At 72.4% G+C, this 25714-nt stretch carries 22 protein-coding genes and 1 pseudogene; 8 read left to right on the forward strand and 15 right to left on the reverse strand.

What is annotated here, in order from left to right; translation table 11 throughout:
* Positions 1 to 55 precede the first annotated feature (55 nt).
* Genes IE317_RS35780 through IE317_RS35800 form a run of 5 tightly spaced genes read right to left on the reverse strand, consistent with a single transcriptional unit; the run spans position 56 to position 4719 of the window.
* A complete protein-coding gene (locus IE317_RS35780) occupies positions 56 to 1225 on the reverse strand; it encodes a lipid-transfer protein (protein WP_191315797.1) in 1170 nt (389 codons plus the stop codon).
* Positions 1222 to 1608, reverse strand: a complete 387-nt coding sequence (locus IE317_RS35785; RefSeq protein WP_191315798.1) for a MaoC family dehydratase — start codon at positions 1606 to 1608, stop codon at positions 1222 to 1224. The genes IE317_RS35780 and IE317_RS35785 overlap by 4 nt, the downstream gene beginning before the upstream one ends.
* Entirely contained in the window at positions 1605 to 2513 is a 909-nt protein-coding gene (locus IE317_RS35790) for a bifunctional MaoC family dehydratase N-terminal/OB-fold nucleic acid binding domain-containing protein (protein WP_191315799.1), read from the reverse strand. Before IE317_RS35790 ends, IE317_RS35785 begins: the two co-directional genes overlap by 4 nt.
* Positions 2510 to 3664, reverse strand: a complete 1155-nt coding sequence (locus IE317_RS35795; RefSeq protein ID WP_191315800.1) for an acyl-CoA dehydrogenase family protein — start codon at positions 3662 to 3664, stop codon at positions 2510 to 2512. The genes IE317_RS35790 and IE317_RS35795 overlap by 4 nt, the downstream gene beginning before the upstream one ends.
* Before the next feature lie 5 nt (positions 3665 to 3669).
* Entirely contained in the window at positions 3670 to 4719 is a 1050-nt protein-coding gene (locus tag IE317_RS35800; protein WP_191315801.1) for an acyl-CoA dehydrogenase family protein, read from the reverse strand.
* 87 nt (positions 4720 to 4806) lie between these two features.
* On the opposite strand from IE317_RS35800, the gene IE317_RS35805 reads away from it, so the two are divergent.
* Positions 4807 to 5658: an alpha/beta fold hydrolase gene (locus tag IE317_RS35805; RefSeq protein ID WP_191315802.1), complete on the forward strand. Its 852-nt coding sequence runs from the start codon at positions 4807 to 4809 to the stop codon at positions 5656 to 5658.
* Entirely contained in the window at positions 5658 to 6152 is a 495-nt protein-coding gene (locus IE317_RS35810; RefSeq protein ID WP_191315803.1) for a nitroreductase family deazaflavin-dependent oxidoreductase, read from the forward strand. Before IE317_RS35805 ends, IE317_RS35810 begins: the two co-directional genes overlap by 1 nt.
* Here the strand turns inward: IE317_RS35810 and IE317_RS35815 are convergent.
* Complete coding sequence (locus IE317_RS35815; RefSeq protein ID WP_191315804.1) at positions 6139 to 7533, reverse strand: WS/DGAT/MGAT family O-acyltransferase; 1395 nt, start codon at positions 7531 to 7533, stop codon at positions 6139 to 6141. The genes IE317_RS35810 and IE317_RS35815 overlap by 14 nt on opposite strands.
* 64 nt (positions 7534 to 7597) lie before the next feature.
* Between IE317_RS35815 and IE317_RS35820 the strand changes: the two genes are divergently transcribed.
* Positions 7598 to 8830: an alpha/beta hydrolase gene (locus IE317_RS35820; protein WP_191315805.1), complete on the forward strand. Its 1233-nt coding sequence runs from the start codon at positions 7598 to 7600 to the stop codon at positions 8828 to 8830.
* Here IE317_RS35820 and IE317_RS35825 read toward each other — a convergent pair.
* From IE317_RS35825 to IE317_RS35835, 3 genes are all read right to left on the reverse strand, one after another.
* Positions 8824 to 9984 (reverse strand): SWIM zinc finger family protein, encoded by a 1161-nt coding sequence (locus IE317_RS35825; protein WP_191315806.1) that lies wholly within the window; start codon positions 9982 to 9984, stop codon positions 8824 to 8826. The genes IE317_RS35820 and IE317_RS35825 overlap by 7 nt on opposite strands.
* Positions 9984 to 13058: a DEAD/DEAH box helicase gene (locus tag IE317_RS35830; RefSeq protein WP_191315807.1), complete on the reverse strand. Its 3075-nt coding sequence runs from the start codon at positions 13056 to 13058 to the stop codon at positions 9984 to 9986. The genes IE317_RS35825 and IE317_RS35830 overlap by 1 nt, the downstream gene beginning before the upstream one ends.
* A gap of 144 nt (positions 13059 to 13202) precedes the next feature.
* Positions 13203 to 15257, reverse strand: a complete 2055-nt coding sequence (locus IE317_RS35835) for an acyl-CoA dehydrogenase (protein WP_191315808.1) — start codon at positions 15255 to 15257, stop codon at positions 13203 to 13205.
* A gap of 140 nt (positions 15258 to 15397) precedes the next feature.
* On the opposite strand from IE317_RS35835, the gene kstR reads away from it, so the two are divergent.
* Positions 15398 to 16024 carry a cholesterol catabolism transcriptional regulator KstR gene (gene kstR, locus IE317_RS35840; protein ID WP_103342918.1) on the forward strand — a complete coding sequence of 209 codons (627 nt, stop codon included), beginning with the start codon at positions 15398 to 15400 and terminating at the stop codon, positions 16022 to 16024.
* Positions 16021 to 16716 carry a maleylpyruvate isomerase family mycothiol-dependent enzyme gene (locus tag IE317_RS35845; RefSeq protein WP_191315809.1) on the forward strand — a complete coding sequence of 232 codons (696 nt, stop codon included), beginning with the start codon at positions 16021 to 16023 and terminating at the stop codon, positions 16714 to 16716. The genes kstR and IE317_RS35845 overlap by 4 nt, the downstream gene beginning before the upstream one ends.
* On the opposite strand, the gene IE317_RS35850 is transcribed toward IE317_RS35845, so the two are convergent.
* Positions 16670 to 17500, reverse strand: coding sequence for an LLM class F420-dependent oxidoreductase (locus IE317_RS35850; RefSeq protein WP_191315810.1), 831 nt, complete (start codon positions 17498 to 17500; stop codon positions 16670 to 16672). The genes IE317_RS35845 and IE317_RS35850 overlap by 47 nt on opposite strands.
* A 76-nt stretch (positions 17501 to 17576) precedes the next feature.
* On the opposite strand from IE317_RS35850, the gene IE317_RS35855 reads away from it, so the two are divergent.
* Positions 17577 to 18260 carry a class I SAM-dependent methyltransferase gene (locus tag IE317_RS35855; RefSeq protein WP_191315811.1) on the forward strand — a complete coding sequence of 228 codons (684 nt, stop codon included), beginning with the start codon at positions 17577 to 17579 and terminating at the stop codon, positions 18258 to 18260.
* On the opposite strand, the gene icmF is transcribed toward IE317_RS35855, so the two are convergent.
* Positions 18257 to 21490 carry a fused isobutyryl-CoA mutase/GTPase IcmF gene (gene icmF / locus IE317_RS35860; protein WP_191315812.1) on the reverse strand — a complete coding sequence of 1078 codons (3234 nt, stop codon included), beginning with the start codon at positions 21488 to 21490 and terminating at the stop codon, positions 18257 to 18259. The two genes, IE317_RS35855 and icmF, sit on opposite strands and share 4 nt — an antisense overlap.
* Before the next feature lie 169 nt (positions 21491 to 21659).
* Between icmF and IE317_RS35865 the strand changes: the two genes are divergently transcribed.
* Together IE317_RS35865 and IE317_RS35870 are read left to right on the forward strand one after the other, a co-directional pair.
* The gene (locus tag IE317_RS35865; RefSeq protein ID WP_191315813.1) at positions 21660 to 22310 is read left to right on the forward strand and encodes a DUF899 domain-containing protein; all 651 of its coding nucleotides are present in this window, start codon (positions 21660 to 21662) and stop codon (positions 22308 to 22310) included.
* 77 nt (positions 22311 to 22387) lie between these two features.
* Entirely contained in the window at positions 22388 to 22948 is a 561-nt protein-coding gene (locus IE317_RS35870) for a dihydrofolate reductase family protein (protein WP_191315814.1), read from the forward strand.
* A gap of 49 nt (positions 22949 to 22997) precedes the next feature.
* Here the strand turns inward: IE317_RS35870 and IE317_RS35875 are convergent, their stop codons facing one another.
* The 4 genes and pseudogenes from IE317_RS35875 to IE317_RS44790 form a co-directional block, all read right to left on the reverse strand.
* Positions 22998 to 23561, reverse strand: coding sequence for a GTP-binding protein (locus IE317_RS35875; RefSeq protein ID WP_004561255.1), 564 nt, complete (start codon positions 23559 to 23561; stop codon positions 22998 to 23000).
* A 28-nt stretch (positions 23562 to 23589) separates the two neighbouring features.
* Entirely contained in the window at positions 23590 to 24306 is a 717-nt protein-coding gene (locus IE317_RS44785; RefSeq protein WP_229903073.1) for a DUF742 domain-containing protein, read from the reverse strand.
* 7 nt (positions 24307 to 24313) lie between these two features.
* Positions 24314 to 24766, reverse strand: coding sequence for a roadblock/LC7 domain-containing protein (locus tag IE317_RS35885; RefSeq protein ID WP_004561253.1), 453 nt, complete (start codon positions 24764 to 24766; stop codon positions 24314 to 24316).
* Positions 24763 to 25714: pseudogene (locus tag IE317_RS44790) on the reverse strand (nitrate- and nitrite sensing domain-containing protein); the annotation flags it as partial. The pseudogene IE317_RS44790 and the gene IE317_RS35885, both read right to left, overlap by 4 nt.

A 25714-nucleotide genomic window follows, 5' to 3' on the forward strand; every position in this document is an offset into this window, starting at 1 on the left:
TGTCTCCACCGTGACACCCACGCCGGCCGGGCACCAGCCGTCATTGAGGTGACACTCAGTCACCCGTCAGGATGAGTCCGCTGGTCGGCACGCCCGTCCCCGCCGTGACCAGCACCCGCGACGCGCTCGCGACCTGGTTGGCCGCCGTGCCACGGATCTGGCGGACGCCCTCCGCGATGCCGTTCATGCCGTGGATGTAGGCCTCGCCGAGCTGGCCGCCGTGCGGGTTGAGCGGCAGCGCGCCGTCGAGCTCCAGCGCCCCGTCGGCGATGAAGTCCTTCGCCTCGCCGCGCCCGCAGAAACCCAGTTCCTCCAGCTGCATCAGCACATACGGCGTGAAGTGGTCGTACAGCACGGCAACGTCCACATCGGACGGACCGAGCCCGGACTGCGCCCACAGCTGCCTGCCCACGACGCCCATCTCCGGCAGCGCGGCCAGGTCGTCGCGGTAGTAGCTGGTCATCACGTACTGGTCCGGCCCGCTCCCCTGCGCCGCCGCGGCGATCACCGCCGGCGGCCGCGCCAGGTCGCGCGCCCGCGCCGCGCTGGTGACGACCAGCGCCACTCCGCCGTCGCTCTCCTGGCAGCAGTCGAGCAGGTGCAGCGGTTCGGCCACCCAGCGCGACGCCTGGTGCTCCGCCAGGGTGATGGGCCGCCCGTGGAACCACGCGTTCGGGTTGGTCGCCGCGTGCTTGCGGTCGACCACCGCGACGCGCCCGAAGTCCTCGCTCGTCGCCCCGTAGTCGTGCAGGTAACGCTGCGCCACCATGGCCACCGTCGCCGCCGGGGTCGCGATGCCCATCGGGTAGTGGAACGCGTTGTCCACGCCCGAGGAGTTGACCTGACCGGCCGCCGCGGAGGACACCTGGCCGAAGCGGTGGCCGGAGCGCTCGTTGAACGCCCGGTACGCGACGACGACGTCCGCGACGCCGGTCGCCACCGCCATCGCCGCCTGCTGCACGGTCGCCGCCGCGGCCCCGCCGCCGTAGTGGATCCGGCTGAAGAACTTCAGCTCGGGGATGCCCAGTTCGCGCGCGACCGCGATCTCCGCGTTGCCGTCCATGGTGAACGACACGAGCCCGTCCACATCGGACGGGCGAAGCCCGGCATCGGCGAGTGCGTGGGAGATGCATTCGGCCGCCAGCCGCAGTTCACTGCGCCCGGAGTCCTTCGAGAACTCCGTCGCGCCGATCCCGGCGATCGCCGCCTTGCCCGAGAGCGTCACGGCAGGGTCACCTCCACGGTCCCGGCGACGTGCTCGCCGAGACTGTCCACACCGGACACCGAAACCACGACGTCCCGCCCGGAACAGGAAACCACGCGGCCGGTGAACGTCAGCGTGTCGTAGGCGTAGCACGGCACGCCGAGCCGGATCTTGATCGACCGGATCAGCGCCTCGGGCCCGGCCCACTCGGAGACGAACCGCTGGACCAGGCCGGTGTCGGTGAGGATGTTGAGGAAGATGTCCTTCGAGCCGCGGGCCACCGCCGAGTCGCGGTCGTGGTGGACGTCCTGGAAGTCCCGGGTGGCCAGCGCCGTGCTGACCACGAACGTCGGCGTCGCCTCGATCGTCAGCGGCGGCAGTTCGGTCCCTTCGGCGACGGTCATCGGGCCACCTTCCACGCGGGCAGGGTCAGCTCGGCGTCCACCTCGACGAACGCCGCGACCACCGGCAGTCCGATGTGGACTTCCTCCGGCGAGGCGTCCAGGAGCTCGGCCATCACGCGGACCCCTTCTTCGAGTTCCACCAGGGCCACCACGAACGGCAGCTGCTTGCCCGGCACCGCCGGGTGGTGGTGCACGACGTAGGAGTACACGGTCCCGCGGCCACTGGCGACGACGTAGTCGGGTTTGGTGTCCAGCGAGCCGTCGGGCGGCATCGGCCCGGGCGGGTGCCGCAGCGTCTCGCCCCAGCGCTGGATCCTCAGCTCGCCTTCGCGCAGGCCGTCCCAGAAGAATTCCGTGTCCCGGCTGATCACCGGCCGCAGCACCGGCGCGGGCGGCGGCTTCGGGGCGGGCGGGCGGAACTTGAGCACCCGGAACATCATTTCGGCGACGGCCTCGTCGCCGACGTACCAGGTCATCCGCGTGGTGACGAACCAGCCTTCGCCCAAGGCGGTTTTCTTGGGCCCGACGACGTTCTCCAGCCGCGTCCGCGCCTCGACCTGTTCTCCCGGCCGCAGGTAGCGGTGGTAGGTCTGCTCGGAGTTCGTCGCGACGACGGACGTGAACCCGGCTTCGTCCAGGAGCTCCATCATCAGGCCCAGGGGGTCGTCGGAGCCGCGCGGGACGTTCAGGCCGCCCATCGTCCACACCTGCGCCATCGCGGGCGGCGCGACAAGTCCCTTGTGGACGCTGGTGGCGGCGTACTCGGGGTCGGTGTAGACGGGGTTGCGGTCCCCGATCGCCTCGACCCAGTTGTTGACCATGGCCTGGTTGACCGGATCGCGCGCCAGGCGCGGCGCGCACTCCCCGCGTGCCGCGATCGCCGCGGCGGCCTCTTCGATGTTCATCGTGGCACCCTCGGCAGGCCCAGGCCGATCGAGGCGATCAGCTCCCGTTGGATTTCGCTGACGCCGCCGCCGAACGTCAGCACGATGTTGCGTTTCGCGGTGAGGTCGAGCCATTCGGCGAGCTCGGCGGTGTCCGGATCGGACAGGTCACCGTGCCGCCCGACAACTTCTTCGAGGTTCCGGCCGATCCGCTGGATGGCCTCGGAGCTGAACACCTTGGTCGCCGACGCGTCGGCCACGCCCACCGGCGCGCTCGCCGACGACACCGCGACCTGCCAGTTCAGCAGTTCGTTCACCCGCGTCACGGCCAGTGCCTCGGCAAGCACGGCGCGCACGTCGGCCAGGTCCAGCAGGCCGTGCGCGCTCGCCCAGGCGCGAACGCGGTCGTACAGGCCGCCGATCCGGCCGGCGGGCCCGAGCATGACGCGCTCGTGGTTGAGCTGGGTCGTGATCAGCCGCCAGCCCGCGTTTTCCTGCCCCACCAAGCGGTTCGCCGGCACGCGGACGTCCGAATAGTACGTCGCGTTGACGTGATGGGCGCCGTCGCAGGTGATGATCGGTGTCCAGGAGTAGCCGGGGTCGCTCGTGTCGACGATGAGGATCGAGATGCCTTTGTGCTTCGGCGCGTCCGGCGCGGTCCGCACGGCCAGCCAGACGTAGTCGGCGTCGTGGCCGCCGGTGGTGAAGATCTTCTGGCCGTTGACGACGTAGGAGTCGCCGTCGCGCACCGCCGTCGTCCGCAGCGACGCGAGGTCGGTGCCCGCTTCCGGTTCGCTGTACCCGATCGCGAAGTGGATCTCCCCCGCCAGGATCTTCGGCAGGAAGAAGGACTTCTGCTCGTCCGTGCCGAACTCCTGCAGCGTCGGCCCGACCGTCTGCAGCGTGACCGAGGGCAACTGGACGTCGGCCCGCGCGGCCTCGTCGACGAACAGGTGCTGTTCGATCCCGCCGAAGCCCTGGCCGCCGTATTCGACCGGCCAGCCGACGCCGAGCCGGCCGTCGCGGCCCATCCGGCGGACGATCTCGCGGAACACCGGCCCGTGCCGCTCGCGCCGCATCGCCCGGCGTTCCCCGGGGCTGATCAGCCCGGCGAAGTATTCGCGCAGTTCGGCGCGCAGCTGCCGTTGCGCCGCGGTCAGTTCGACGTGCATCCCGCTCACCCCGCCACTCGTTCGCCGAGCCTGCCGAGCCGGTGCGCGGCCCCGCCGAGCGCCCGGCCGAGATCCTTGACCGCCGACGAATACCGGTGCAGCGGGTAGGTTTCGTCGACGCCGATCCCGCCGTGCAGGTGGTGGCAGGTCGCCAGCGCGACCGGTGCCTGCGCGGCGAACCAGTAGGCGGCGACGTCCAGTTCGGCGTCCGCGTCGAGGCCCGAAGCCAGCCGCCACACCGCGGAGGTCGCGGCGAGGTGCACGGTCCGCGCGGCCACGTAGACGTCGGCGATCTGGCCCGCCACGGCCTGGAAGGCGGAGAGAGGCCGGCCGAACTGGGTCCGCTCGCCGACGTGCTTGACGGTCAGCGCCAGCGCGCCGGCCAGGAGGCCGTCGCCGAACGCGAGGGCGCCGGCCAGCGCGAACCGGTGCAGCGCCGCGACCGCGCCGCGGTCGAACAGGAGGTCCGTTTCCGCGACGGCGACGTCGTCGAGCCGGACGGTGTACTCGGGGGTCCCGGCCGAGGTGGGCGTCGGGACGAGCGTGACGCCGTCGGCCCGCGGGTCGACGAGGTAGACGGCGCTGCCGTGGGCGGTGGTCACCGGCGTGAGGATCCGGGTGGCTTCGGCGGCGTACGGGACAGCGGTCTTCACGCCGCTGATCAGCCACTTCCCGTCTCCGGCCCGCGCGGTCACGGCGGGCTCGGCGACCAGCGGCGCGGACGGCTCGTGCAGGGCCGCGGTGAGCAGCGCGTCCCCGGCCGCGACCGCCGGCAGCAGCTCCGCGCGCTGGGCGGGGGTGCCGAGCGACTCGATCGGCAGGACGCCCAGTGCGAGCGCGGCGTACGCAGGCGCCGGGGCGGCGGCCCGGCCGACCTCGGTCAGGATTTGCGCGACCTCCGCGACGCCCAGGCCGTCGCCTTCCAGCTCCGGGGGCAGCGCCAGGGCGAGCAAGCCCGACGAGGCGAGCGCGCGCCAGGGATCGTCTTGCGACCCCAGTACTTTCGCGGCGAGGGCGGCGATTTCGGTCTGCGTATCGTCAAGGGCGAAGTCCACGCCTGTCCTCCGGATCGGGCGCAATATTGAAACCTGTTCTAGTCTTAACCGGAAAGGGCGGGCACGGCAACCCCCGGGGGTGGCGCAATGGCGGGGACACGGCGGCGGATCACCGTGCCGCCGACCGCGGGCGTGCCCGAGCCGGTCCCGGTGGAGCTGCCCGGCCGCGGCCGCACCGTGGTCACCGACGTCGGACCGCGGGACGCACCCGCCCTCTTCCTGCTGCATTCGGTGGCCTGCACGGGCCTGCTGACCTGGTATCCCGCCCTTCCCCGGCTGGCGCGGCACCACCGCGTCGTCGTGTTCGACCAGCGCTGGCACGGCCGGGGCATCCGCTCGCCGGAGTTCCGGCTCGCCGACTGCGCGGAAGACGTCACCGCCGTCGCGGACGCGCTCGGCGTCGGCCGGTTCGCGATCGCCGGGTACTCGATGGGCGGGCTCGTCGCGCAGCTCGTGGCGCGCGCCGAATCAGAACGTGTTACCGGGCTGGTGCTGTGCTCGACCGCGGGGCACTTCGGCCGCGGGCTGCGGCAGCGCGCCGCCCTCGAGGTCTTCGGCCGGACGCTGCGGCGGCTGCGCGAGCGCGTGCCGCCGCCGGTCGTGCCCGCCGCGCTCCCCCGCGAACGCCTCGCCGACCACCGGTGGGGACTGCGGGAGTTCCGGTCGACCCGGCCGTGGGAGATCGCGGTCGCCGTCGACGAGATCGGCCGGTTCGACTCGCGGCCGTGGCTGCACACGCTGCGGCTGCCGGCCGCGGTCGTGGTGACCGCCCGGGACCGGTTCATCGCCCCCGCCCACCAGCGGTCGCTGGCCCGCCGGATCCCCGGCGCGGCCACCTACGAGGTCGCGGCCGGGCACGCCGCCTGCGTGCTGGCCGCCGACCGCTGGGTGCCCGCCCTGCTCGCCGCGGTCCACTCCCTCCGAGGAAGGAACCCCTGATGGGACGCTTCAGCCTGCCCGACTCCAAGCCCGGCGGCCTCGACTCGCCGGTGACCGCCAAGGTCATGAAATACGCGGCGAAGGCGCAGGTGGCGGTCTTCCGGCTGACCGGTGGCCGCGTCGGCGGCAAGTGGCGCGTCGGGGCGGGGTTCCGCAAGCCGGTGCCGACGCTGCTGCTGGAGCACCGCGGCCGCAAGTCCGGGCGGTTGTTCACCACCCCGCTGCTCTACCTGCGCTCCGGCGACGACTTCGTCATCGTCGGCTCGCAGGGCGGACTCCCCCGGCACCCGCAGTGGTACTTCAACCTGCTGGCGCACCCCGAAACCCGCATCGACCTCAAGGGCCGGCGCGGCGTCCCGGTCACGGCCCGCGTCGCCGGGCCTTCGGAACGCGCGGAACTGTGGCCGCGGCTCGTCGAGCTGTACGCGGACTTCGCGAAGTACCAGGCGTGGACCGAGCGGGAGATCCCGGTCGTGGTGCTCAGCCCCCGGTAGGCGCGGCCTTCAGCAGCTCGGCCAGTGCGTCCGGGAGCGCGTCGGCGAGCGGCCACAGGTCCTTGACCAGCTCGCGCGCGCCGAGCAGGCCGACGTGCACCTTCCCCGCGTTGGACAGCACCGTGACGTTGAGCCCGGCGCCGTGGAAGACCGGGCCGAGCGGGTAGAAGCCGGTGATCCGCGCGCCCAGGAAGTACAGCGGCATCGGCGGGCCGGGCACGTTCGAGACGACCAGGTTGTGCACCACGGGGTGCTTTTCGGCCAGGCGCAGCGCCGAATACGCGCGCACGGCGAGGCCGAACGCCGTCGCGACCGAGAACTGCGCCCAGTCCTGCAGCATGTCGGCGTCGATGTCGTGGTGGTGGTCCTTCGACCGCCGGTTGGCCTCGGCGAGGAAGAACACCCGCGCGGCCGGGTCGGCCAGGTGCGTCGGCAGGGAGGCGAAGAACGCCGAAACCTTGTTGCTGCCGTGCTCGCGTTCGGTCCGGTCGTGCACCGAGACCGGGACGGTCGCCACCAGCGGGTCTTCCGGCAGCTCGCCGCGGGCGGAGAGGAACTCCCGCAGCGCGCCGGCGACGAGCGCGAGCACGACGTCGTTCACCGTGACCCCGAAGGCGTTCTTGACGTCCTTGATGTCGTCGAGGTCGAGCTGGGCGAAGGCGACGCTGCGGTGCCCGGTGATCGTGCCGTTGAGCGACGTCCGCGGCGCGGTGAACGGGATCGGCATCCCCTTGCCGCGCAACGCCCGGCCGACCCACCGCGGCATCAGCCCCAGCAGGTCGGGCAGCAGCCGCGCGACCTCGGCCGGGCGCTTCACGACGCTCTCCACCCCGGACCGGACCAGGTCGAGCGGCGACGGCATCCCGGCGTTCCGGGGCTCCTCGACCACCGGCATCGGCCCGTCCGGTTCGAGGCCGGCCAGGTAGGTGATCAGGCTGGCGCCGCTGACCCCGTCGACGCTCGCGTGGTGCATCTTGAGCAGCACGGCGAGCCGTCCGTCGGCGAGGCCTTCGATGACGTACAGCTGCCACAGCGGGTGCGCGCGGTCGAGCTGCTGCCCGGCGATGTGGGCGCACAACCCGGCCAGCTCGGCGCGGTCGCCGGGCGCGGGCACGCCGATGCGGTGCACGTGGTGGTCGAGGTCGAACTCCTCGTCTTCGATCCACACGGGATGGCTGAGGTTCCAGAGCGGATTGTGCAGTTTGCGGCGGAACGCCGGGATCATCCGGACGCGCTCTTCGAGGTTTTCCTGCAGCTTGGCGAAGGTGTAGCCACCGGGGACGGTGGAGCCGTCGAGGATGAGCAGCCCGCAGACGTGCAGGACCTGCGACGACGTCTCGAGGTAGAGGAAGCTCGCGTCGAGGCCGCTCAGTCTCTGCATGGACCAAGGGTAGGCCACGTCCGGTGAGCGGCGCGTCACCCTACTCGCCGGTATCATCGCGGTGGTGCAGCCGAATTTCCTGATCCGTCGCGCGGTCCAGCTCGGTCTCACCGCCAACGCGCTCCGCCCGCTGCGGGCGCGGTCCACGACGATCCCGGTGTTCTTCGCCGGGTGGCTGACCGGTGAGCTGGCGCCCCAGTTCCTGGCGCTGACGGCCGCGGATGCGTTGCTCCACGTGGCCCGCCACGGTGTTCGCGACCGGTCGACGAAGGCAGGCCTGGCGCTGGCGGCGGCCTCCGCCGCGGGCCTGGCCACGCTGGCCCGCACCGGGCACGGCGCCCGCGAGGAGATCGAGAAGGCGCTGACGTCCGCGTTGGGTGCGGACTACGCCGACGAGCTGGGCCGGTCGGACCTGGGCCTGCCCTGGGGCGAGCTGGCGCTGCCGTTCCGGATGGGCGCCCCGGACGTCCGCGTCGACCGCAACATCGCGTACGCCCCGGGCGGCAAGCGGTTCCTGCTGGACGTCTACCGCCCTTCCGAACCGGTTTCCGGCGCCCCGGTGCTGCTGCAGGTCCACGGCGGCGCGTGGGTGATCGGCAACAAGGAGGAGCAGGGCCGGCCGCTGATGCGCTACCTGGCTCGTCGCGGCTGGGTGTGCGTCGCGATCAACTACCCGCTCGCGCCGGCGCACCGGTGGCCGGCGCACATCGTCGCGGCGAAGCAGGCCCTGGCCTGGATCCGCTCTTCGATCTCCTCGTACGGCGGCGACCCGCGGTTCGTGGCGGTGACGGGCGGCTCGGCGGGCGGGCACCTGTCGGCGCTGCTGGCGTTGTCGCAGAACGACCCGGCGCTGCAGCCGTCGTTCGAGGACGCGGACACGAGCATCCAGGCGTGCGTCCCGCACTACGGCGTGTACGACTTCGCGGCAACGTCCGGCGCACCGGCGAGCAAGTACCGGCTGGAGAGCCTGATCGCCCGCCGCGTGTTCGCGCCGGACCGGGACCCGGTGGCCCACCTGGACGACTACATCGCAGCGTCACCGCTGGACCGGATCACCTCGGACGCGCCGCCGTTCTTCGTGATCCACGGCCGGGACGATTCGCTGGTGCCGGTGCGTGAGGCGCGTGAGTTCGTTTCGCGGCTGCGGGAGAAGTCCCGGCAGCCGGTGGCTTACGCCGAGCTGACCGGGGCGCAGCACGCGTTCGACGTGTTCACGTCGGTGCGGTCGGCGCACGTGGTGCGTGGGGTGGCGCGGTTCCTGGACCACACGTACAACGCTTGGAAAGCCGCTCAGTAAACGAGGTCCAGCGGGCTGGCCGAGGGTGGGCCGTCGAGGCGCCACTCCGGTCCTTCGCGGACGAACCGGTACCAGCGCGCATCACGGCCGTAGCGCAGCTGCAGCTCCCCTTGCGTCAGCCGGTTGCGCCAGATCTTCGGCTTGCCCGGCAGGCCCGCGTCGGCCAGCGTCTCCTGGCCTTCGGCCAACGGTCCCGGACCCGGCTGCCAGGTTTCCCGTAGGGCGGCCAGGCCGCCGCGGCCTGCTTCGCGCCAGGCCTCGGCCCAGCGGGTCAGGTCCTTCGGGGCTATCCCCGCCGCGGTGGCGAGGGCGGTGATCTCCGCGCCCGTGCGGCCGGCCGCGCGGCGGGCGAGGTCTTCCTCGAACGTCAGCTCCGCCGGCGTCGGGCCGCCGGTCAGGAGGTCGCGGGCGAGGGAGGCCGCGTCCGCCGCGAGGGCGGACAGCGCCGCCGCCGTCCAGCCCGTGCCCGGGGGCGGGTCGAGGTCCAGGACCGCCGGCGGTCCGGGAACCCGCGGTGGTGGCGGCAGGGCGGGGATGGCGGCGGGACGTCGCGCGTAGGCCGCCCGCGGGGTCAGGCCCTCGTCCGCCCGCTTCGGGAGCTTCGGCTTCTCGCCGCGCGCCGGCGACCGGCGGGCGCGGAGTTCGGCCAGGACGTCCGACCGCGGGCGCCCGCGCAGCAGGAAGAGCGTGAACGGGTCGCGGTCCACTTCGTCGGCGACCAGGTAGTACACCGCCGCGACGTGCTTGCACGGGTTCGCCGAGTCCGGGCACGAGCACCGCGGCCGCAGGTCGCCCGGGCCCGGCAGCAGGTCGACGCCCGCTTCGCGCGCCTGCTCGGTGAGCGCGCCCGGGAGCTCGCCGTCGAGCAGCGCGGCCGCGTGGCCGAGCTGGGTGCCGACCACGCCGAGCAGCGTGTCCCACTCGCCGTCGGTGAAGGTGCGCATGGTGATGGTGACCTTGTAGGGCTCCGGCCGGCTGCCGCGCACCCACGCCGTCATCTCGCCGGCGCCGAAGTGCAGCTCGCTGACGGTGCCTTTGCGCGCGTACGTCCGCCCGCGCGGCAGCCGGTTCGGGTCGAGCTTCGCGCGCCGCTCCAGCGCTTCGACCCAGGCCCGGCCCCACCACGTCGTGCCGAAGTTCCGCCTCGGTGGCATCACCCGCTCCCGAGCCGGACGAGATCGGCGAGCTCGTCGTCGGACAGGTCGGTGATCCAGTCCTCCCCCGCCCCGACGATCGATTCGGCGAGGCCGCGTTTCTTTTCGAGGACCTGCGCGATCCGTTCTTCGAGGGTGCCCTCGGCGATCAGCCGGTGCACCTGGACGGGCCGGTCCTGCCCGATCCGGTAGGCGCGGTCGGTGGCCTGGTCTTCGACGGCGGGGTTCCACCAGCGGTCGTAGTGGATGACGTGGGTGGCCCGGGTCAGGTTGAGCCCGACCCCGCCCGCCTTGAGCGAGAGCAGGAACACCGGGATTTCGCCGGCTTGGAACCGGTCGACCATGTCCTGCCGCTTCGCCGGGGAGCTGTCGCCGGAGAGCAGCTCGGTGGGCAGGCCGCGGTCCTTGAGGCGCCGCTCGAGCAGGCGGCAGAGCTGCACGTACTGGCTGAACACCAGGACGCTTTCGCCCTCGTCGAGGATGACGTCCAGGAGTTCTTCGAACGCCGCGAGCTTGCCGGAGCGGCCGGTGAGCGCGCCGTGCGGCTCCTTGAGGAACTGGGCGGGGTGGTTGCAGATCTGCTTGAGTTCGGTGAGCAGCCGCAGCACCTGCCCGCGCCGTTCGATGCCCTCTTTTTCCCGGATTTCGGCGAGGTTTTCGCGCACCACGGCTTCGTAGAGCGTGGTCTGCTCGGCGGTGAGCGGGACGAACCGGTCGGTCTCGGTCTTGGGCGGCAGTTCCGGGGCGATGTCCGGATCGGTCTTGCGCCGCCGCAGCAGGAACGGCCGGACGGTGGCAGCCAGCCGTTCGGTGACCGCCTTGTCGCGGTCGCGTTCGATCGGGCGCGCGACGGTGCGGCGGAAGCGATCGAGCGGGCCGAGCAGGCCGGGAGTGGTCCAGTCCACAATGGACCACAGCTCGGTGAGCCGGTTTTCGACGGGCGTGCCGGTGAGGGCGACCTTGGCCTGCGCGGGAATCTTGCGCAGCTCCTTGGCGGTGGCGGAAAGCGGGTTCTTGACGTGCTGCGCTTCATCGGCGGCGACGAGGCCCCAGTCCACTTCGGACAGCGTTTCGCGGTCCCGGCGGAGGACGCCGTAGGTGGCGAGGACGACCTCGTCGGGCGCGAGGTCGCCGAGGTGGCGGCGGCCGCCGTGGAACCGCCGGACGGGGATGCCGGGGGCGAAGCGGGCGAACTCGCGTTCCCAGTTGCCGAGGAGCGAGGTGGGGCAGAGGACGAGGGTGGGCCCGCCGGCGCCGGTGCGCGGGGGCCCGGCTTTCGATGCGCCGACCTGCTCAGGGCCGCCCGACTGCGCCGGGTCCGGCTCCGCCTCCGAGCGGCTGGATGCGCCGGCTTGCGCCGGCTCGGCTGCCAGGCGCCCAGACAGGCCGGGCTGCGCCCCACCCGGCTCCGACCCCTCAACCACCGAGCGAGCGACCTCGCCCAACTGCGCAGCGCCGAGCTCCGGCGGCTCGGCCGCCAGGCACCCCGGCAGGCCGCGCTGCGCCCCACCCGGCCCCGACCCCTCGACCACCGAGCGAGCGACCTCGCCAGGCTGCATCGAGCCCGGCCCCCATTCCCCAGACCTCGCCAGCTCCCGGCGATGCAGGTGGAGGGCGATCAGCTGGATCGTCTTCCCCAGTCCCATGTCGTCCGCCAGGCAGGCACCCAGCCCCAGCCCCGTCATCGTGGCCAGCCAGGACAGCCCCGCCTGCTGGTACGGCCGCAGCATCGCCTGCAACCCGGGCGGCGGGGCCACCAAGGCCCCCGCCCGGTCGCGGATGCGCGAAGCCAGCCCACCCAGCGCCGGCGGGGCCGCGAACTCCACCCGCTCGCCGTCGACCTCCAGCTCGCCCGTCAACGCCGCCGCGAGGGCCTCGCCCGCGTCCAGCTTGCGGGTGCGGCCCCGGACCCGGGCCAGCAGCTGCGGATCGACCCGCACCCACTGCCCGCGCAGGCGGACCAGCGGCCTCTTGGCCTCCGCCAGCGCCGCCACCTCGGCCTCGGTCAGCTGCTCGCCGCCGAGGCTGAGCTGCCAGCGGAACTCCAGCAGCGACCGCAGCGCGAACTCCGCCTCCGCCACACTCGCCGGCGCCTGGGTCGCGCTCGCCCGAGCCTTCACCTCACCCGCGAACAGCCCCTTCGCCCAGAGGACCTCGATGCCGGCGCCGCCGAGGTCGCGGGCGCCGTCGGTGAGCAGGTCGACCACCTCGTCGTCGGACAAGGCCAGCGACGCGGGGGTCGCCTGGGTCAGCACCCGGCCCAGCGGCGCCCAGGCCCGCGCGCCGCGGCGCAGGCCGAGCAGCAGCTGCGTCTCGACCTGGTCGCCGAGGCGGTTCAGCACCGCGTCCGGGGCGTCCCACAGCGTGGCCGCCTCCACCACCAGGCTCGGCTCCGCCATGCTGCGCACCGCCAGCACCCCGGCGAACGTCTCGTCGTCGAGGCCCTCGACCCGCAGGAGCACCTGGATTCCGCGGGGCTCGCGGGCCTCCAGCTCCGCGAGCCACGCCGCGCCGTCCGGGCCGAGCAGGGCAGGCTCGCGCGCCGCGAACGCCGGATCGCCCGCGCCCACCGGCGCCGCCGGGCTGCGCACCAGCAGGTCGGCCGTCGCGTCCCAGAGCGCGCGGACCAGGGAGTCCGGCGAGTGCAGGCGGATGCGCTTCAGCCCGGTCAGCGGCAGCGCGTACGCCTCCGGTGGCAGGGCGCCGGCCAGCCCCCGCAGCAGTTCCTCGTCGGCGGCGTCCAGCGGGCCGATCCGCCAGGCCGCCGCCCCGCCCGGTGAGGCGGCCGGCCGCAGCCGCCCCCGCGCGACGAGGTTCACCCCGGCGTTGACGGCCGCCGACCACGCCGCGACCGCCGGGCTGGCCTGCTCCCCCACCGACAGCAGCCGGGGCAGCGCCCGCTCCAGCGGGACCAGCTCGGCCTCGACCTTCGTCCGCGCGAACTTGGCTCCGCGGGGCAGCACGAGCTCGATCGTGGTCCCGCCGGCCACGTCCTCGCCCCACAGGGCCAGCACCCCGTCCCGCGGGGGATCCGCGGGGAGGTAGGTGGCCTGGGTGTCTGCGCTGAACTCCACGACCGCAACGCTAGAACACGACCCCGACAGTTTTGCCCTCGGCGGCGCGAACGGTCCCTTCGCACCGTTTCTCGACGCAACCCACTCGTGCGCCGAAGGGCATCACGCGTGACTGGAGAGGCATCACGCGTGATTGCCGGGGCATCAGCCGCGGGGCAGGCCGAGGAGGCGTTCGGCCGTCAGGGAACGCAGGACCTGCGTGGTGCCGCCGGCGATGGAAAGGCAGCGGGTCAGCAGGAATTCGTGCTGCGGCCGGCCGTCGGCGAGCAGGGCGCCCGAGCCGGCCAGCTCGAGCGCGAACTCCGCCACGTCCTGCCGGTGCTGGACGCCGAGCAGCTTCCGGACGCTCGACTCGGCGCCGGGATCCTGGCCCTCCAGCCGGCGCCGGGCCGCCCGCAGGTCCAGCACCGACCCGGCCACCCCGTCGGCCACCAGCGAGCCGAGCCGGTCCAGCGCGACGTCGTCCAGCTCCGCGGCGTCCACTGTGGACACCAACGCCTGCACGCTCTCGCCCACCGCCGAGCCGCTCCCGATGGCCACCCGCTCGTTGGCCAGGGTCGTGCGCGCCAGCCGCCAGCCGCCGCCCGGCGGGCCGACGACGTCGGCGTCCGGGACGAACACGTCGTCGAGGAACACCTCGTTGAACACCGCTTCGCCGGTGATCTCGCGCAGCGGCCGCGTCGTGATGCCGTCGGCGCGCATGTCGACGAGGAAGTACGTGATGCCCTGGTGCTGGGGCACGTCCGGGTCGGTGCGGGCCAGGCAGATGCCCCAGTCGGCTTCGCGGGCCAGCGACGTCCACACCTTCTGCCCGGACAGCCGCCAGCCACCGTCGACGCGCCGGGCCGCCGTCCGCAGTGCCGCCAGGTCGGACCCGGCGCCGGGCTCGCTGAACAGCTGGCACCAGGTCAGCTCGCCGCGCAGGGTGGGCCGGGCGAACCGCTCCCGCTGCTCGTCGCTGCCGTGCTCGAGGATCGTCGGCACCGCCCACGCGCCGATCACCAGGTCCGGACGGCGGACGCCCGCCGCAGCCAAGGCAGCGTCGATCCGCAGCTGCTCCGCGGCGTCGGCACCCCGGCCGTAGGGCGACGGCCAGTGCGGCGTCAGCAAACCCGCGTCGGCCAGCGCGGCACGCTGCGCATCGGCAGGCAGGGCAGCGATCCGCGCGACCTCGTCCTGCAGCGCGGGATCGTCCCCGACGTCGACGCTCAGCGTGCGTTCGGTCCCGGACAGCGCCAGGGACGCCGCCCGCCGCCGCCACGTCCCGCCGAGCCACTGCCGCAGGGCCACGGCCCGGCGCAGGTACAGGTGGGCGTCATGCTCCCAGGTGAACCCGATCCCGCCCAGGACCTGGACGCAGTCCTTGGCGTTGGCGACGGCCGCGTCGAGGGCGACGACGGCCGCGCTCGCCACGGAAAGCGGGTGCTGCCCGGCCGCCGCGTCCCAGGCCAGCGCTTCGGCGGCTTCGGCGCGGCAGAGCATTTCGGCGCACAGGTGCTTGACCGCCTGGAAGGCTCCGATCGGCCGGCCGAACTGCTCTCTGACCTTGGCGTACTCGACGGCGACGGTCAGGCACCGCCGCGCCACGCCCGCCGCCTCGGCCGCCGCCAGGATCGCGGCCGGCGCGTCGACCGGCGGCAAGGTCAGCAGGTCGGCACGGACCCCCGAGAACCGGAGGCGCGCCAGCGGGCGGGAGAAGTCGAACGCGGCCAGGGGCTCGACGCTCACCCCGGGCGCGCCGGGCGCGAGCAGCACGTGCCCGCCGTCGACCGGGACGAGCAGCCAGGCGTCCGGGTGCGCCCCCGGCACCGGCCCGCTGACGCCGTCCTCGAGGGACACGGCGTCCAGCAGCACCGCGACGGTGGCTTCCCCCTCGGCGATGGCCGGGAGCAGCTCCTTCGCCTCGGGGACCTCGGCGAGCAGGAGCCCGGCGAGGGCGGTGCCCAGCACCGGCCCGGGAACGAGTTCTTCCGCCGCCGCGGCGAGCCCGGCGGCGAGGTCGGCGACACTGCCGTCGGCCCCGCCGGCCGCCGCGGGCAGCGCGACGCCGAACAGGCCGAGCCCGGCGAAGCCGGCCGGGATGCCCGCGCCGGGGCCGGTTTCCGCGGCGCGCACCGCCTCCCGCGGGTGGTGCGCCGCGGACCAGGCGTGGATCGCCTCGGCCAGCGCGAGCTGTTCCTCGGTGAGCGCGACCGGCATGGGGCCTCCTCGCGGGACGGGACACTACTCGCGAGTGTAGAACGTGTTACAGTTTTCCGGCCAGTGGGTCAATTGTCGCGAGGTTCGCCAGGACAGGTAATCTACGTCGTGAACTGGAACAAGTTCCGAAGGACGGGGGAATGCCGATGCCAGGCAAAACCAAGGCCCGCGGCAACGGCCTGAGCGCGATCGGGGCCGACGAACTCGGCTCGGCCGCCCAGCGCGACCGCCGCCGCCGGATCATCGACGCCACCCTCGCGCTCGCCTCGAAGGGCGGCTACGACGCCGTCCAGATGCGCGCCGTCGCCGAGAAGGCCGACGTCGCCCTCGGCACGCTCTACCGGTACTTCCCCTCGAAGATCCACCTGCTGGTCTCCGGGCTGGCCCGCGAGTTCGAGCGCGCGCAGGAGAAGCTGGAGCGCCAGGCCATCCCGGGCGACACGCCCGCCGAGCGGCTGATGTTCGTGCTCGGCCGCAACACGCGCATGATGCAGCGCGACCCGCACCTGACCGAGGCCATGGTCCGCGCGTTCATGTTCGCCGACACCTCCGCCGCCGCCGAGGTCGAGCAGGTCGGGCGGCTGATGGAGAACATGTTCGCCAAGGCGATGGGCATCGCCGAGCCGGCCGAGGCCGACCGCGACATCTTCCACGTGGTTGCCGACGTCTGGATGGCGAACCTGGTGGCCTGGGTGACCCGCCGCGCCTCCGCGGCCGACGTCGCCAACCGCCTCGAACTGTCGGTGCACCTGCTGCTCGACAAGTGATCCCGACGGCGGCGGTCGCCGAAGCGCACCGCCGGCTGCACCGGGCGCTGGACGGCCTGACCGACGAAGAGGTCCGCGCGCCCTCGCCGCTGCCCGGGTGGACGCGCGGCCACGTGCTCGCCCACGTCACCGACGCCGGCCGCGCGCTCGCCGACCTCGTCGAGAACGCGCTGCTCGGGGTGCTGATCCCGCTCTACGACCCGCGGACGCACGACCGCGACGGCATCATCGAAGCCACCGCGGGCCGGACCGCCGACGAGCACCGGCGCGCCCTGCTGCGGCACTCCGTCCGGCTGGAAGACGCCTGGGCCCGCGTCCGCGACTGGGACCAGCACGTCGACTACCGCGACGGCAAGCTGTCCAGCACGGTCTTCGCGCGCTGGCGCGAGGTCTGGATCCACGCCGTCGACCTCGACGTCGGCATCGGCGTGGCCGACTGGCCCGAAGGCTTCTGCGTCCACGCGGTGGACTTCCTGGCCGGCCGCCTGCCCGGCGGCGTCACCGTCCGGGCCGGCGACCGCAGCTGGGGCTCCGGGAGCACCGAAGTCACCGGCCCGGTGCGGGAGCTGGCCGCCTGGCTGTCCGGCCGGGCCGACGGCGACGGCCTCACCGGCGACCTCCCGCCGCTGGGCCCGTGGCCGGGCGTCAGCGGTGCGCGGCGGCCACCTCCGCCAGCTCGTCGAGCGCCTTGAGCGTCTCCGACTCGGGCAGCGTGTCCAGCAGGAACGTGTACCGCTCGACGCCGGCCTCGCGGAAGCCGTCGACGACCTTCGGCGTCGTCGGCCCGCCGAAGACCGCGAACTGCACGTCTTCGCGGCCCTGGTCCGCCAGCCACCCGCGCACCCGCTGCGCCTCCTGGTACTTCGTGTAGCCCCGGAGCAGCCACCCGTCGCCGTACTTGGCCAGCCGGTTCAGGGCGGCTTCGCTCTCGCCGCCGATGTAGATCGGGACGTGCGGCTTCTGCACCGGCTTCGGCCAGCTGAAGATCGGGTCGAGGTCGATGTGCTCGCCGTGGAACTCGGCTTCGTCCTTCGTCCAGATCTCCTTGAGCGCGGCGAGCTGTTCGTCCATCAGCGCGCCGCGCGTCTTCGGGTCGGTGCCGTGGTTGCGCATCTCCTCCCGGTTCCAGCCGACGCCGACGCCGAACAGCGCGCGGCCGTCGGAGATCAGGTCCAGCGACGCGACCTCCTTGGCCGTGTGGATCAGGTCCCGCTGGATCAGCAGGGCGATCCCGGTGCCGAGCAGCAGCTCCGACGTCGCGGTGGCCGCGGCGGTCAGCGCCACGAACGGGTCCAGGGTGCGGTAGTACACGCGCGGCAGGTCGCCACCGCCCGGGTACGGGGTTTCCCGGCCGACCGGGATGTGCGAGTGCTCGGCCAGGAACAGCGAGTCGAAGCCGCGTTCTTCCAGCGCGGCCCCGAGCACGTCGGGCCGGATGCCTTCGTCGGTCACGAACGTCGAAATCCCGAATTTCATGGTCAAGGACTACCACCGGGTCGGCCCGGGGTGCATGATGGAGTGATCTCATCACATGTTGAATAAAGGGGCGGACATGGACGTGCAGGACGTCGACTTCGAACAGCTGTACCAGGGTGCGACGCCGATCGGCCGCAAGATGCCGTGGGACCTCGGCGCCCCGCAGCCCGCGGTCGTCGCGCTGGCCGACGCCGGGGAATTCACCGGTGCCGTCCTCGACATCGGCTGCGGACTCGGGGACAACTCGGCGTTCCTGGCCTCCCGCGGCCTGACCGTGACCGGCCTGGACGGCGCGCCGTCGGCGGTCGAGCAGGCCCGCACGCGGGCGCCGGGCGTCACCTTCGCCGTGGCCGACGCGACGAAGCTCGAGGGCTACGAAGGCCGTTTCGACACGGTCCTCGACAGCGCGCTCTACCACTGCCTGTCCGAAGAAGCGCGCCACGCGTACCTGGCGGCGCTGACCCGCGCGACCCGGCCGGGCGCGACGCTGCACCTGTTCTGCTTCTCGGAGGACGTCCCGGCCGGTTTCCCGGCGCCGTACCTGATCGGCGAGGCGAACCTGCGGGAGACGGTCGGGAAGGACTGGACGATCGAGCGCCTCGAGCCGGCTGTGTACACGACGTCGATGACGCCGGAGGAGCTGCGGCAGAGCGTCCAGGTGGTGCTGGACGAGGACCCCGCCGACTTGTCCGCCCTGGGGACCGACGCCGACGGCCGGGTCCTCGTCCCGGTCTGGCAGCTGAAGGCGGTGCGCCGCTAGACGTTGCGCCGGTACTGGCCACCGACCTCGAAGAACGCCTCCGTGATCTGGCCCAGCGAGCACACCCGCGCCGCGTCCATCAGCACCCCGAACAGGTTGCCGCCGCGGGTGGCTGCCTCGCGTAGCGTCTTCAACGCCTGCTGGGCCTCTTCGTGGTGGCGGTGCTGGAAGTCCGCGAGCCGGTCGAGCTGGGACTGCTTCTCGGCCTCCGTCGCCCGCGCGAGCTCGACCTCGACGTCCTCCTCGCCCGCGTGCGGGTTGCGGAACGTGTTGACGCCGATGATGGGCAGCGAGCCGTCGTGCTTCTTGCGCTCGTACAGGATCGATTCGTCCTGGATCTTGCCGCGCTGGTAGCCCGTCTCCATCGCGCCGAGGACGCCGCCGCGCTCGGAAATGCGGTCGAACTCGGCCAGCACGGCCTCCTCGACCAGGTCGGTCAGCTCGTCGATGATGAACGAACCCTGCAGCGGGTTCTCGTTCTTCGACAGGCCCCATTCTTTGTTGATGATCATCTGGATGGCCATCGCGCGGCGCACCGAAGACTCCGACGGCGTCGTGATGGCTTCGTCGAACGCGTTGGTGTGCAGGGAGTTCGCGTTGTCGTACAGCGCGCACAGCGCCTGCAGCGTGGTGCGGATGTCGTTGAAGCTCATCTCCTGCGCGTGCAGCGACCGCCCGGACGTCTGCACGTGGTACTTGAGCTTCTGCGACCGCTCGTTCGCGCCGTAGCGCTCGCGCATCGCCACCGCCCAGATCCGCCGCGCCACCCGGCCGAGCACCGAGTACTCCGCGTCCATGCCGTTGGAGAAGAAGAACGACAGGTTCGGCGCGAAGTCGTCGATGTCCATGCCGCGCGCCAGGTACGACTCGACGTAGGTGAAGCCGTTGGACAGCGTGAACGCCAGCTGCGAGATCGGGTTCGCCCCGGCCTCGGCGATGTGGTAGCCCGAAATGGACACCGAGTAGAAGTTGCGGACGCCGTGCTCGATGAACCACTCCTGGATGTCGGCCATCATCCGGAGGCTGAACTCGGTGGAGAAGATGCAGGTGTTCTGGCCCTGGTCCTCCTTGAGGATGTCGGCCTGCACGGTGCCCCGGACGGTGCGCAGCACCCACTCGCGCAGCTCGGCGGCTTCGGCGTCCGACGGCTCGCGACCGTGCTCCTCGCGGAACGCCGTCAGCTTCTGGTCGATCGCCGTGTTGAGGAAGAAGGCGAGGATCGTCGGCGCCGGGCCGTTGATGGTCATCGACACCGACGTGTTCGGCGCGGTCAGGTCGAAGCCGTCGTAGAGGACCTTCATGTCGTCGAGGGTCGCGATGGACACGCCCGACGTGCCGACCTTGCCGTAGATGTCCGGGCGCGTGTCGGGGTCGTGGCCGTAGAGCGTCACCGAGTCGAACGCCGTGGAGAGCCGCTTGGCCTCCGAGTCGGCCGAGAGCAGCTTGAACCGGCGGTTGGTGCGGAAGGCGTCGCCCTCGCCGGCGAACATCCGCGCCGGGTCCTCGCCGTCGCGCTTGAACGGGAAGACGCCCGCGGTGTACGGGAAGTAGCCGGGCAGGTTCTCGCGGCGCAGGAACGACAGCAGCTCGCCGGACTCGGCGTACCGCGGCAGGGCGACCCGCGGGATCCGGTTGCCGGACAGCGTGTCGCGCCACAGCTGCGTGCGCAGTTCCTTGTCGCGGACCTTGACGACGAGCTCGTCCTGGCGGTACTCCTCGGCGAGCGCGCGGAACCGCTCGAGCAGCTTCGTCGACTCGGCGTCCACATCGGACTCGGCCGCGGCGAGCAGGCCGTCCAGGGCGTCGGTCGAGGCGTCCACCTTGGACAGTTCCGCGTGCGCGACGGCCAGCGCCTCGTGCCTGCGGATCGCGGCGACCTGCTGCGCGGTCTTCGCGTGGTAGCCGCGCACGGTCTCGGAGATCTCGGCCAGGTACCGGGCCCGGTTGCCCGGGATGACCGTCGAGGCGTCGGTCGAGACCTTGCCCTCGACCTGCGGCAGCGTCCCCGCGGACACGCCGAGGCCGCGCTCGGCCAGCATGCCCCGCAGGTGCTGGTACAGCGCGGTGACGCCGTCGTCGTTGAACTTCGCCGCGCTCGTGCCGTACACCGGCATGTCCTCCGGCGCCGACGAGAACGCCTCGCGGTTGCGCACCAGCTGGCGCGCGACGTCGCGGCGGGCGTCCTCGGCGCCGCGGCGCTCGAACTTGTTGATCGCGACGACGTCGGCGAAGTCGAGCATGTCGATCTTCTCCAGCTGCGACGCGGCGCCGAACTCCGGCGTCATCACGTACAGCGACTCGTCCACGAAGTCGACGATGCCGGCGTCACCCTGGCCGATGCCCGGCGTCTCGACGATCACCAGGTCGTACCCGGCGGCCTTGCAGGCCAGGATCGACTCGCTCAGCCCGGCCGGGATCTCCCCCGACGTCGTGCGCGTGGCCAGGGAGCGGAAGTACACCGGAGAGCCGTCGAGGCAGTTCATCCGGATGCGGTCGCCGAGCAGCGCCCCGCCGCCCTTGCGCCGCGACGGGTCGACGGCGAGCACCGCGATCCGCAGCTTGTCCTCCTGGTCGAGGCGGAAACGGCGGATCAGCTCGTCGGTGAGCGACGACTTGCCCGAGCCGCCGGTGCCGGTGATGCCGAGCACCGGCACCTCGCACGTGCCCGCGGCCTCGGTGAGGCCGGCCAGCAGGTCCGCGGACAGCCGCCCGGCCTGCAGCTGGGTGATGACCCGCGAAAGCGCGGCGACGTCCCCGGAGAGCACCTTGTCCAGCGAAGGGGCCTCGGCCGCGAGGTCGACGTCGCAGGCCTTGATCATGAAGTTGATCATGCCCGGCAGGCCCATCTCGTAGCCGTCCTCGGGCGAGAAGATGCGGGCGACGCCGCGCGAGTGCAGCAGCTCGATCTCCTCGCGCACGATCACCCCGCCTCCGCCGCCGAAGACCTTGATGTGGCCGGCGCCGCGCTCGCGCAGCAGCTCCACCAGGTAGGAGAAGTACTCGACGTGCCCGCCCTGGTAGGCCGAGATGGCGACACCCTGCACGTCCTCGGCGATGGCGGCGGTCGCGACCTCGTCGACCGACCGGTTGTGGCCGAGGTGGACGACCTCCGCGCCCTGCGACTGCAGGATCCGCCGCATGATGTTGATCGACGCGTCGTGCCCGTCGAAGAGGCTGGACGCGGTGACGAACCGAACGGGGTGCACGGGACGGTACAGCTCGCTGCTCATGCCTTCAAAATACTTTGACTTCCTACTATTGGAAACCCGAGGGCCGGTGACGCGGCTCTCAGGGCTGTCCAGGACAACCTTGACACCCGCCGGCCCGGGCCGGTAGCTGGGGAGGCCGGACCTCCGGCTTCGAGGACCCGACCGGCCGCACCCGAGGAAAGGACGTCCGATGACCGCCACCCGGCCCGCAATCGTCTCGCCGGAGGAATGGCAGGCCGCGCGCGACGCGCTGCTCGTCAAGGAGAAGGAACTCATGAAGGCGGCCGACCGCCTCGCCGCCGAACGCCGCCGGCTGCCGATGGTGGCCTTCCCCCGGCCGTACGAGTTCGAGTCGGCCGAAGGGACGAAGAGCCTGCTCGACCTGTTCGAGGGCCGCCGCCAGCTGATCGTCTACCACTTCATGCTGCACCCGGGCGACGAGGCGGGCTGCCCGGGCTGCTCCCTGCTCGTCGACAACCTGCCGCACCTGGCGCACCTGCACGCCCGTGACGTCACGCTCACCGTCGTCGCGCCCGCGACCCTGCCCGAGATCGAGCGGTACAAGACGCGCATGGGCTGGGACGTGCCGTGGGTGTCCGCGCACGGCAGCAGCTTCACCGAGGACTGCGGGGTCGGCACCGGCTTCGGCGTCAGCGTCTTCCTCCGCGACGGCGACGACGTCTACCGGACCTACTTCACCTCCGGCCGGGGCGGTGAGGCGTTCCTGGCGTCGCACCGGTACCTCGACATCACGCCGCTGGGCCGCCAGGAAGCGTGGGAGGAGGAGAGCCGCGGCGACGACGCTCCCGGCTCGTGGTGGCGGCGTCACGACGAGTACTGAGAATTTCCTCGAGGGCGTGTCCGGTCGGCGGCCGCGGCTCCGACCTCCTGGTGCCAGACCCCGACAGAGGAGACGGAATGCGCGAGATCGTCCACATGGTCCACACTTCGCTCGACGGCTGCGTCGAGGGCCCGCACGGCGAATTCGACTGGCCGGTGATGGGCCCGGAGCTGTCGGCCTACTCGCAGGAGCTGAGCGCGCGCTGCGGCGCGTTCGCCTACGGGCGGAAGGTCTGGGACATGATGTCGGCGTACTGGCCGAACGCCGAGTCGATCTCGGACCACCCGCACGACATCGCGTTCGCGCCCGTCTGGCGGGAGACGCCGAAGGTGGTGTTCTCGCGGACGCTGGAGAAGGCGGACTGGAACACCCGCGTCTTCGGCGGAGACCTGAGCGAAGCGGTGGCGTCCCTGAAGGCCGAAGCGGGCGGGAATCTGCTGCTCGTGGGCGGCGCGGAGCTGGCGGCCGCGCTCACCGCCCGCGGCCTGATCGACGAGTACCAGGTGTTCGTGCACCCGGTCGTCCTCGGCGGCGGCAAGCGGCCGTTCGCCGAGGGCACCGCGCGGCTCGGCCTGGAGCTGGTGGAGTCGCGCACCTTCGACGGCCAGGTCGTGCTGCTGCGCTTCCGCCGCGCGTGAGCGGCGGCGCCGGGCCCGGGCGTGTCCCGGGCCCTTGGCTCCACCACGGTCAGCGCGCGTTGGCCGCCCGCAGCGCGATCCACTGCCGCATGGCGTACTCGACCAGCGTGATCAGCGTCTGCTTGGTCGACTCGCGGTCCCGCGCGTCACAGCGGACGATCGGGATGTTCGGGTCGATCGACAGCGCCTCGCGGACGTCGTTGATGTCGTGCTCCAGCACGCCGTCGAACGTGTTGATGCCGACGATGTACGGCAGCCCGCGGTCCTCGAAGAAGTCGATCGGCGCGAACGAGTCGGCCAGCCGGCGCGTGTCGGCCAGCACCACCGCGCCGATGGCGCCGCGGACCAGGTCGTCCCACATGAACCAGAACCGCTGCTGCCCGGGCGTGCCGAACAGGTAGAGGATCAGGTCCGCGTCCAGCGACACCCGGCCGAAGTCCATCGCCACGGTCGTCGTCGACTTGCCCGGCGTGTGGTCGAGGTTGTCGACGCCCACGCTGGCGTCGGTCATCATCGCCTCGGTGGTCAGCGGCACGATTTCCGACACCGACCCGACGAAGGTCGTCTTCCCCGCGCCGAAGCCGCCGGCCACCACGATCTTGGCGGAGGTCATGGTCGGGGGCGCGGTGTCCCGCGGTGCCTTAAAGCCGACGGAGTCCACTCAAAACCCTTTCCATCAACACCAGATGTGCCTCGGCGCCGTCATTGCCCGTAATCGTCTTGTGCACCGTGACCAGCCCCGCGTCGGCCGCGTCGCTGATCAGCACCCGGGCCACGCCCAGTGGCACCCGCAGCGCCGAGACGATCTCGGCGACCGAACGGGGGGTCCGGCACTCTTCCATGATCGAGATGCACTCGATCTGCTCCGCGGCCACTTCGGGGAAGCCACCGGTGGCAGCGTAGTCCTTCGCGGAGATCAGTGTCTCCAGCTCCAGGGCATAGTTCGCGCGGGTGCGGCCACCGGTGAGCGCGTACGGCCGGACGATCGCCGTCAGCTCCTCGGGCGCGGGCGGCTGCTCGAACACCGCGGGCATGACGAATTCGCCGCTGGGTGGGCCCGGGTCGAACAAACCGCCTGGTCTGGGGCTGTCCCCGTCGGTACTGCCGGGTGGAGAGACTAAAGAGGTCACAGGATCTCCTTGGTCGGCCGGCGGCGCGAACGCCGCCGGATCCGCGGCCGCGTGCGCACCGGCGGCCGGGGGTTGCGGGGACTCCTTGGTCTTCTTGCGCTTCCGGCGGGCACGGCCGGAATCCAGCGTGAACCCGTTGAGGACGTCGGCGAACGTGCCGTCGTCCCCACGCCCGGCGGGGCTGCGCCCCGCGGGTGGTTCGCCGTCGAATCCGGACCCCGTGCTCATCGCGCCATCATCCCACCGGTTCGCCGATCAGCGACCCCCCGGAGCCCTGAAGCTGAGCGCGCAGCTCCGGGGTGAGGATCTGGCCGACCCGGTCGACGAGCATCGTCATCTCGTAGGCGACCTGCCCGATGTCGCAGTTGGGGGCGGCGAGCACGGCCAGGCAGGACCCGTCGCTGATCGACATCAGCACCATGATCCCGAGCTCCATCTCGACGACGGTCTCGTTGACCGCGCCGGCTTCGAAGCAGCGGGCCGCGCCCTGGGTGAGGCTGACCAGCCCGGAGGCGACCGCGGCGAGCTGGTCGGCCCGGTCGAGCGGGAGCCGGTTCGACGCGGTCAGCAGCAAGCCGTCCGCCGAGACGACCACGGCGTGGGCCACGCCGGGCACCCGCTCCGCGAAGTCGTTCACCAGCCAGCCGAACTGGTTCTGCGTCGGCTGAGCGCTACTCGGCGAGGTCATTCACCCTCCAAGGTCTCGTGGTTGTTCTCGGCCGCCTGCGCGGTGCGGTGGCGTCCGCGCTCGATGCCCTGCTGGAAACTCCGCAGGCGGCCGCGCACGTCGTGTGCGTCCCGTTGTGGTCGGGGGGCCGTGGCCCCGGTGGACGGTCCGGCGCTGCCCGGGAGCAGCTGCTCCCCGCGACGGCGCCGGGGCAATCCTGCCGAAGTGAAGGTGGAGGGTGCCGACTGGGACACCGCTTGCACCGCGCGCCAGCCGTCGTCCGTGCCGAAGTTCCACTCGGTGGTGGCTTCGACCACGGACTCTTCGCGGCGCGGAGCGGGTGTCTCCGTGGCCTTCCTGCTGGGGAGCGAGGAGGGCGGAGCGGCGGGGCGGCCGTTGGGGAGGGGCAGCTGACCGGACTCCTGGAAGACGTCCGGGTGGCGGCGGGTGGGCTGCGGCAGAGCGGGCTGCGGGAGGGCGGCGGGCTTCTCGGGCCGGCTCGGCTGCGGGAGGGCGGGCTTCGGGGTGCGTTGCGGCAGAGCACCCTGCTCGGAGCCCGCCCCGGTCGGTGTCGCCTCTTCGGCGGGCGGCTGAGTCTCGTTCGCGAAGATGTCGCCTTGCAGCTTCGGCTCCGGCGACTCGGCCTGCTGAGCGTCGGCGGTGGGCTCGGGCGCTTCCGGCGTGCCGGGTTCCTGGCCCGCAGGCGAACCCGGCACGCCCTGCTGAGCAACCGCCTGCTGAGCCTCCTGCAGCGCGCCCGGCTCCTGGCCCGCGGACAAACCCGGCGCGGGTTGCCCGGCAGCCTCGGCCTGACGCGCGGCCGCCTGCGTCGAGCCCGCCGACAACCCGGTCGATTCCGGCGCCGCCTCGACCGCACCCTGCGCGGCCGCCGAGCCTGCCGCCTGCTGCTGAGCCGCCTGGCCCGCGGACTGGGCCGTTCCCAGCCCCGGCACCGGCGCCCCGCCAGCC

The sequence above is a fragment of the Amycolatopsis bullii genome (genome assembly GCF_014654205.1).
Lineage (GTDB): Bacteria > Actinomycetota > Actinomycetes > Mycobacteriales > Pseudonocardiaceae > Amycolatopsis > Amycolatopsis plumensis.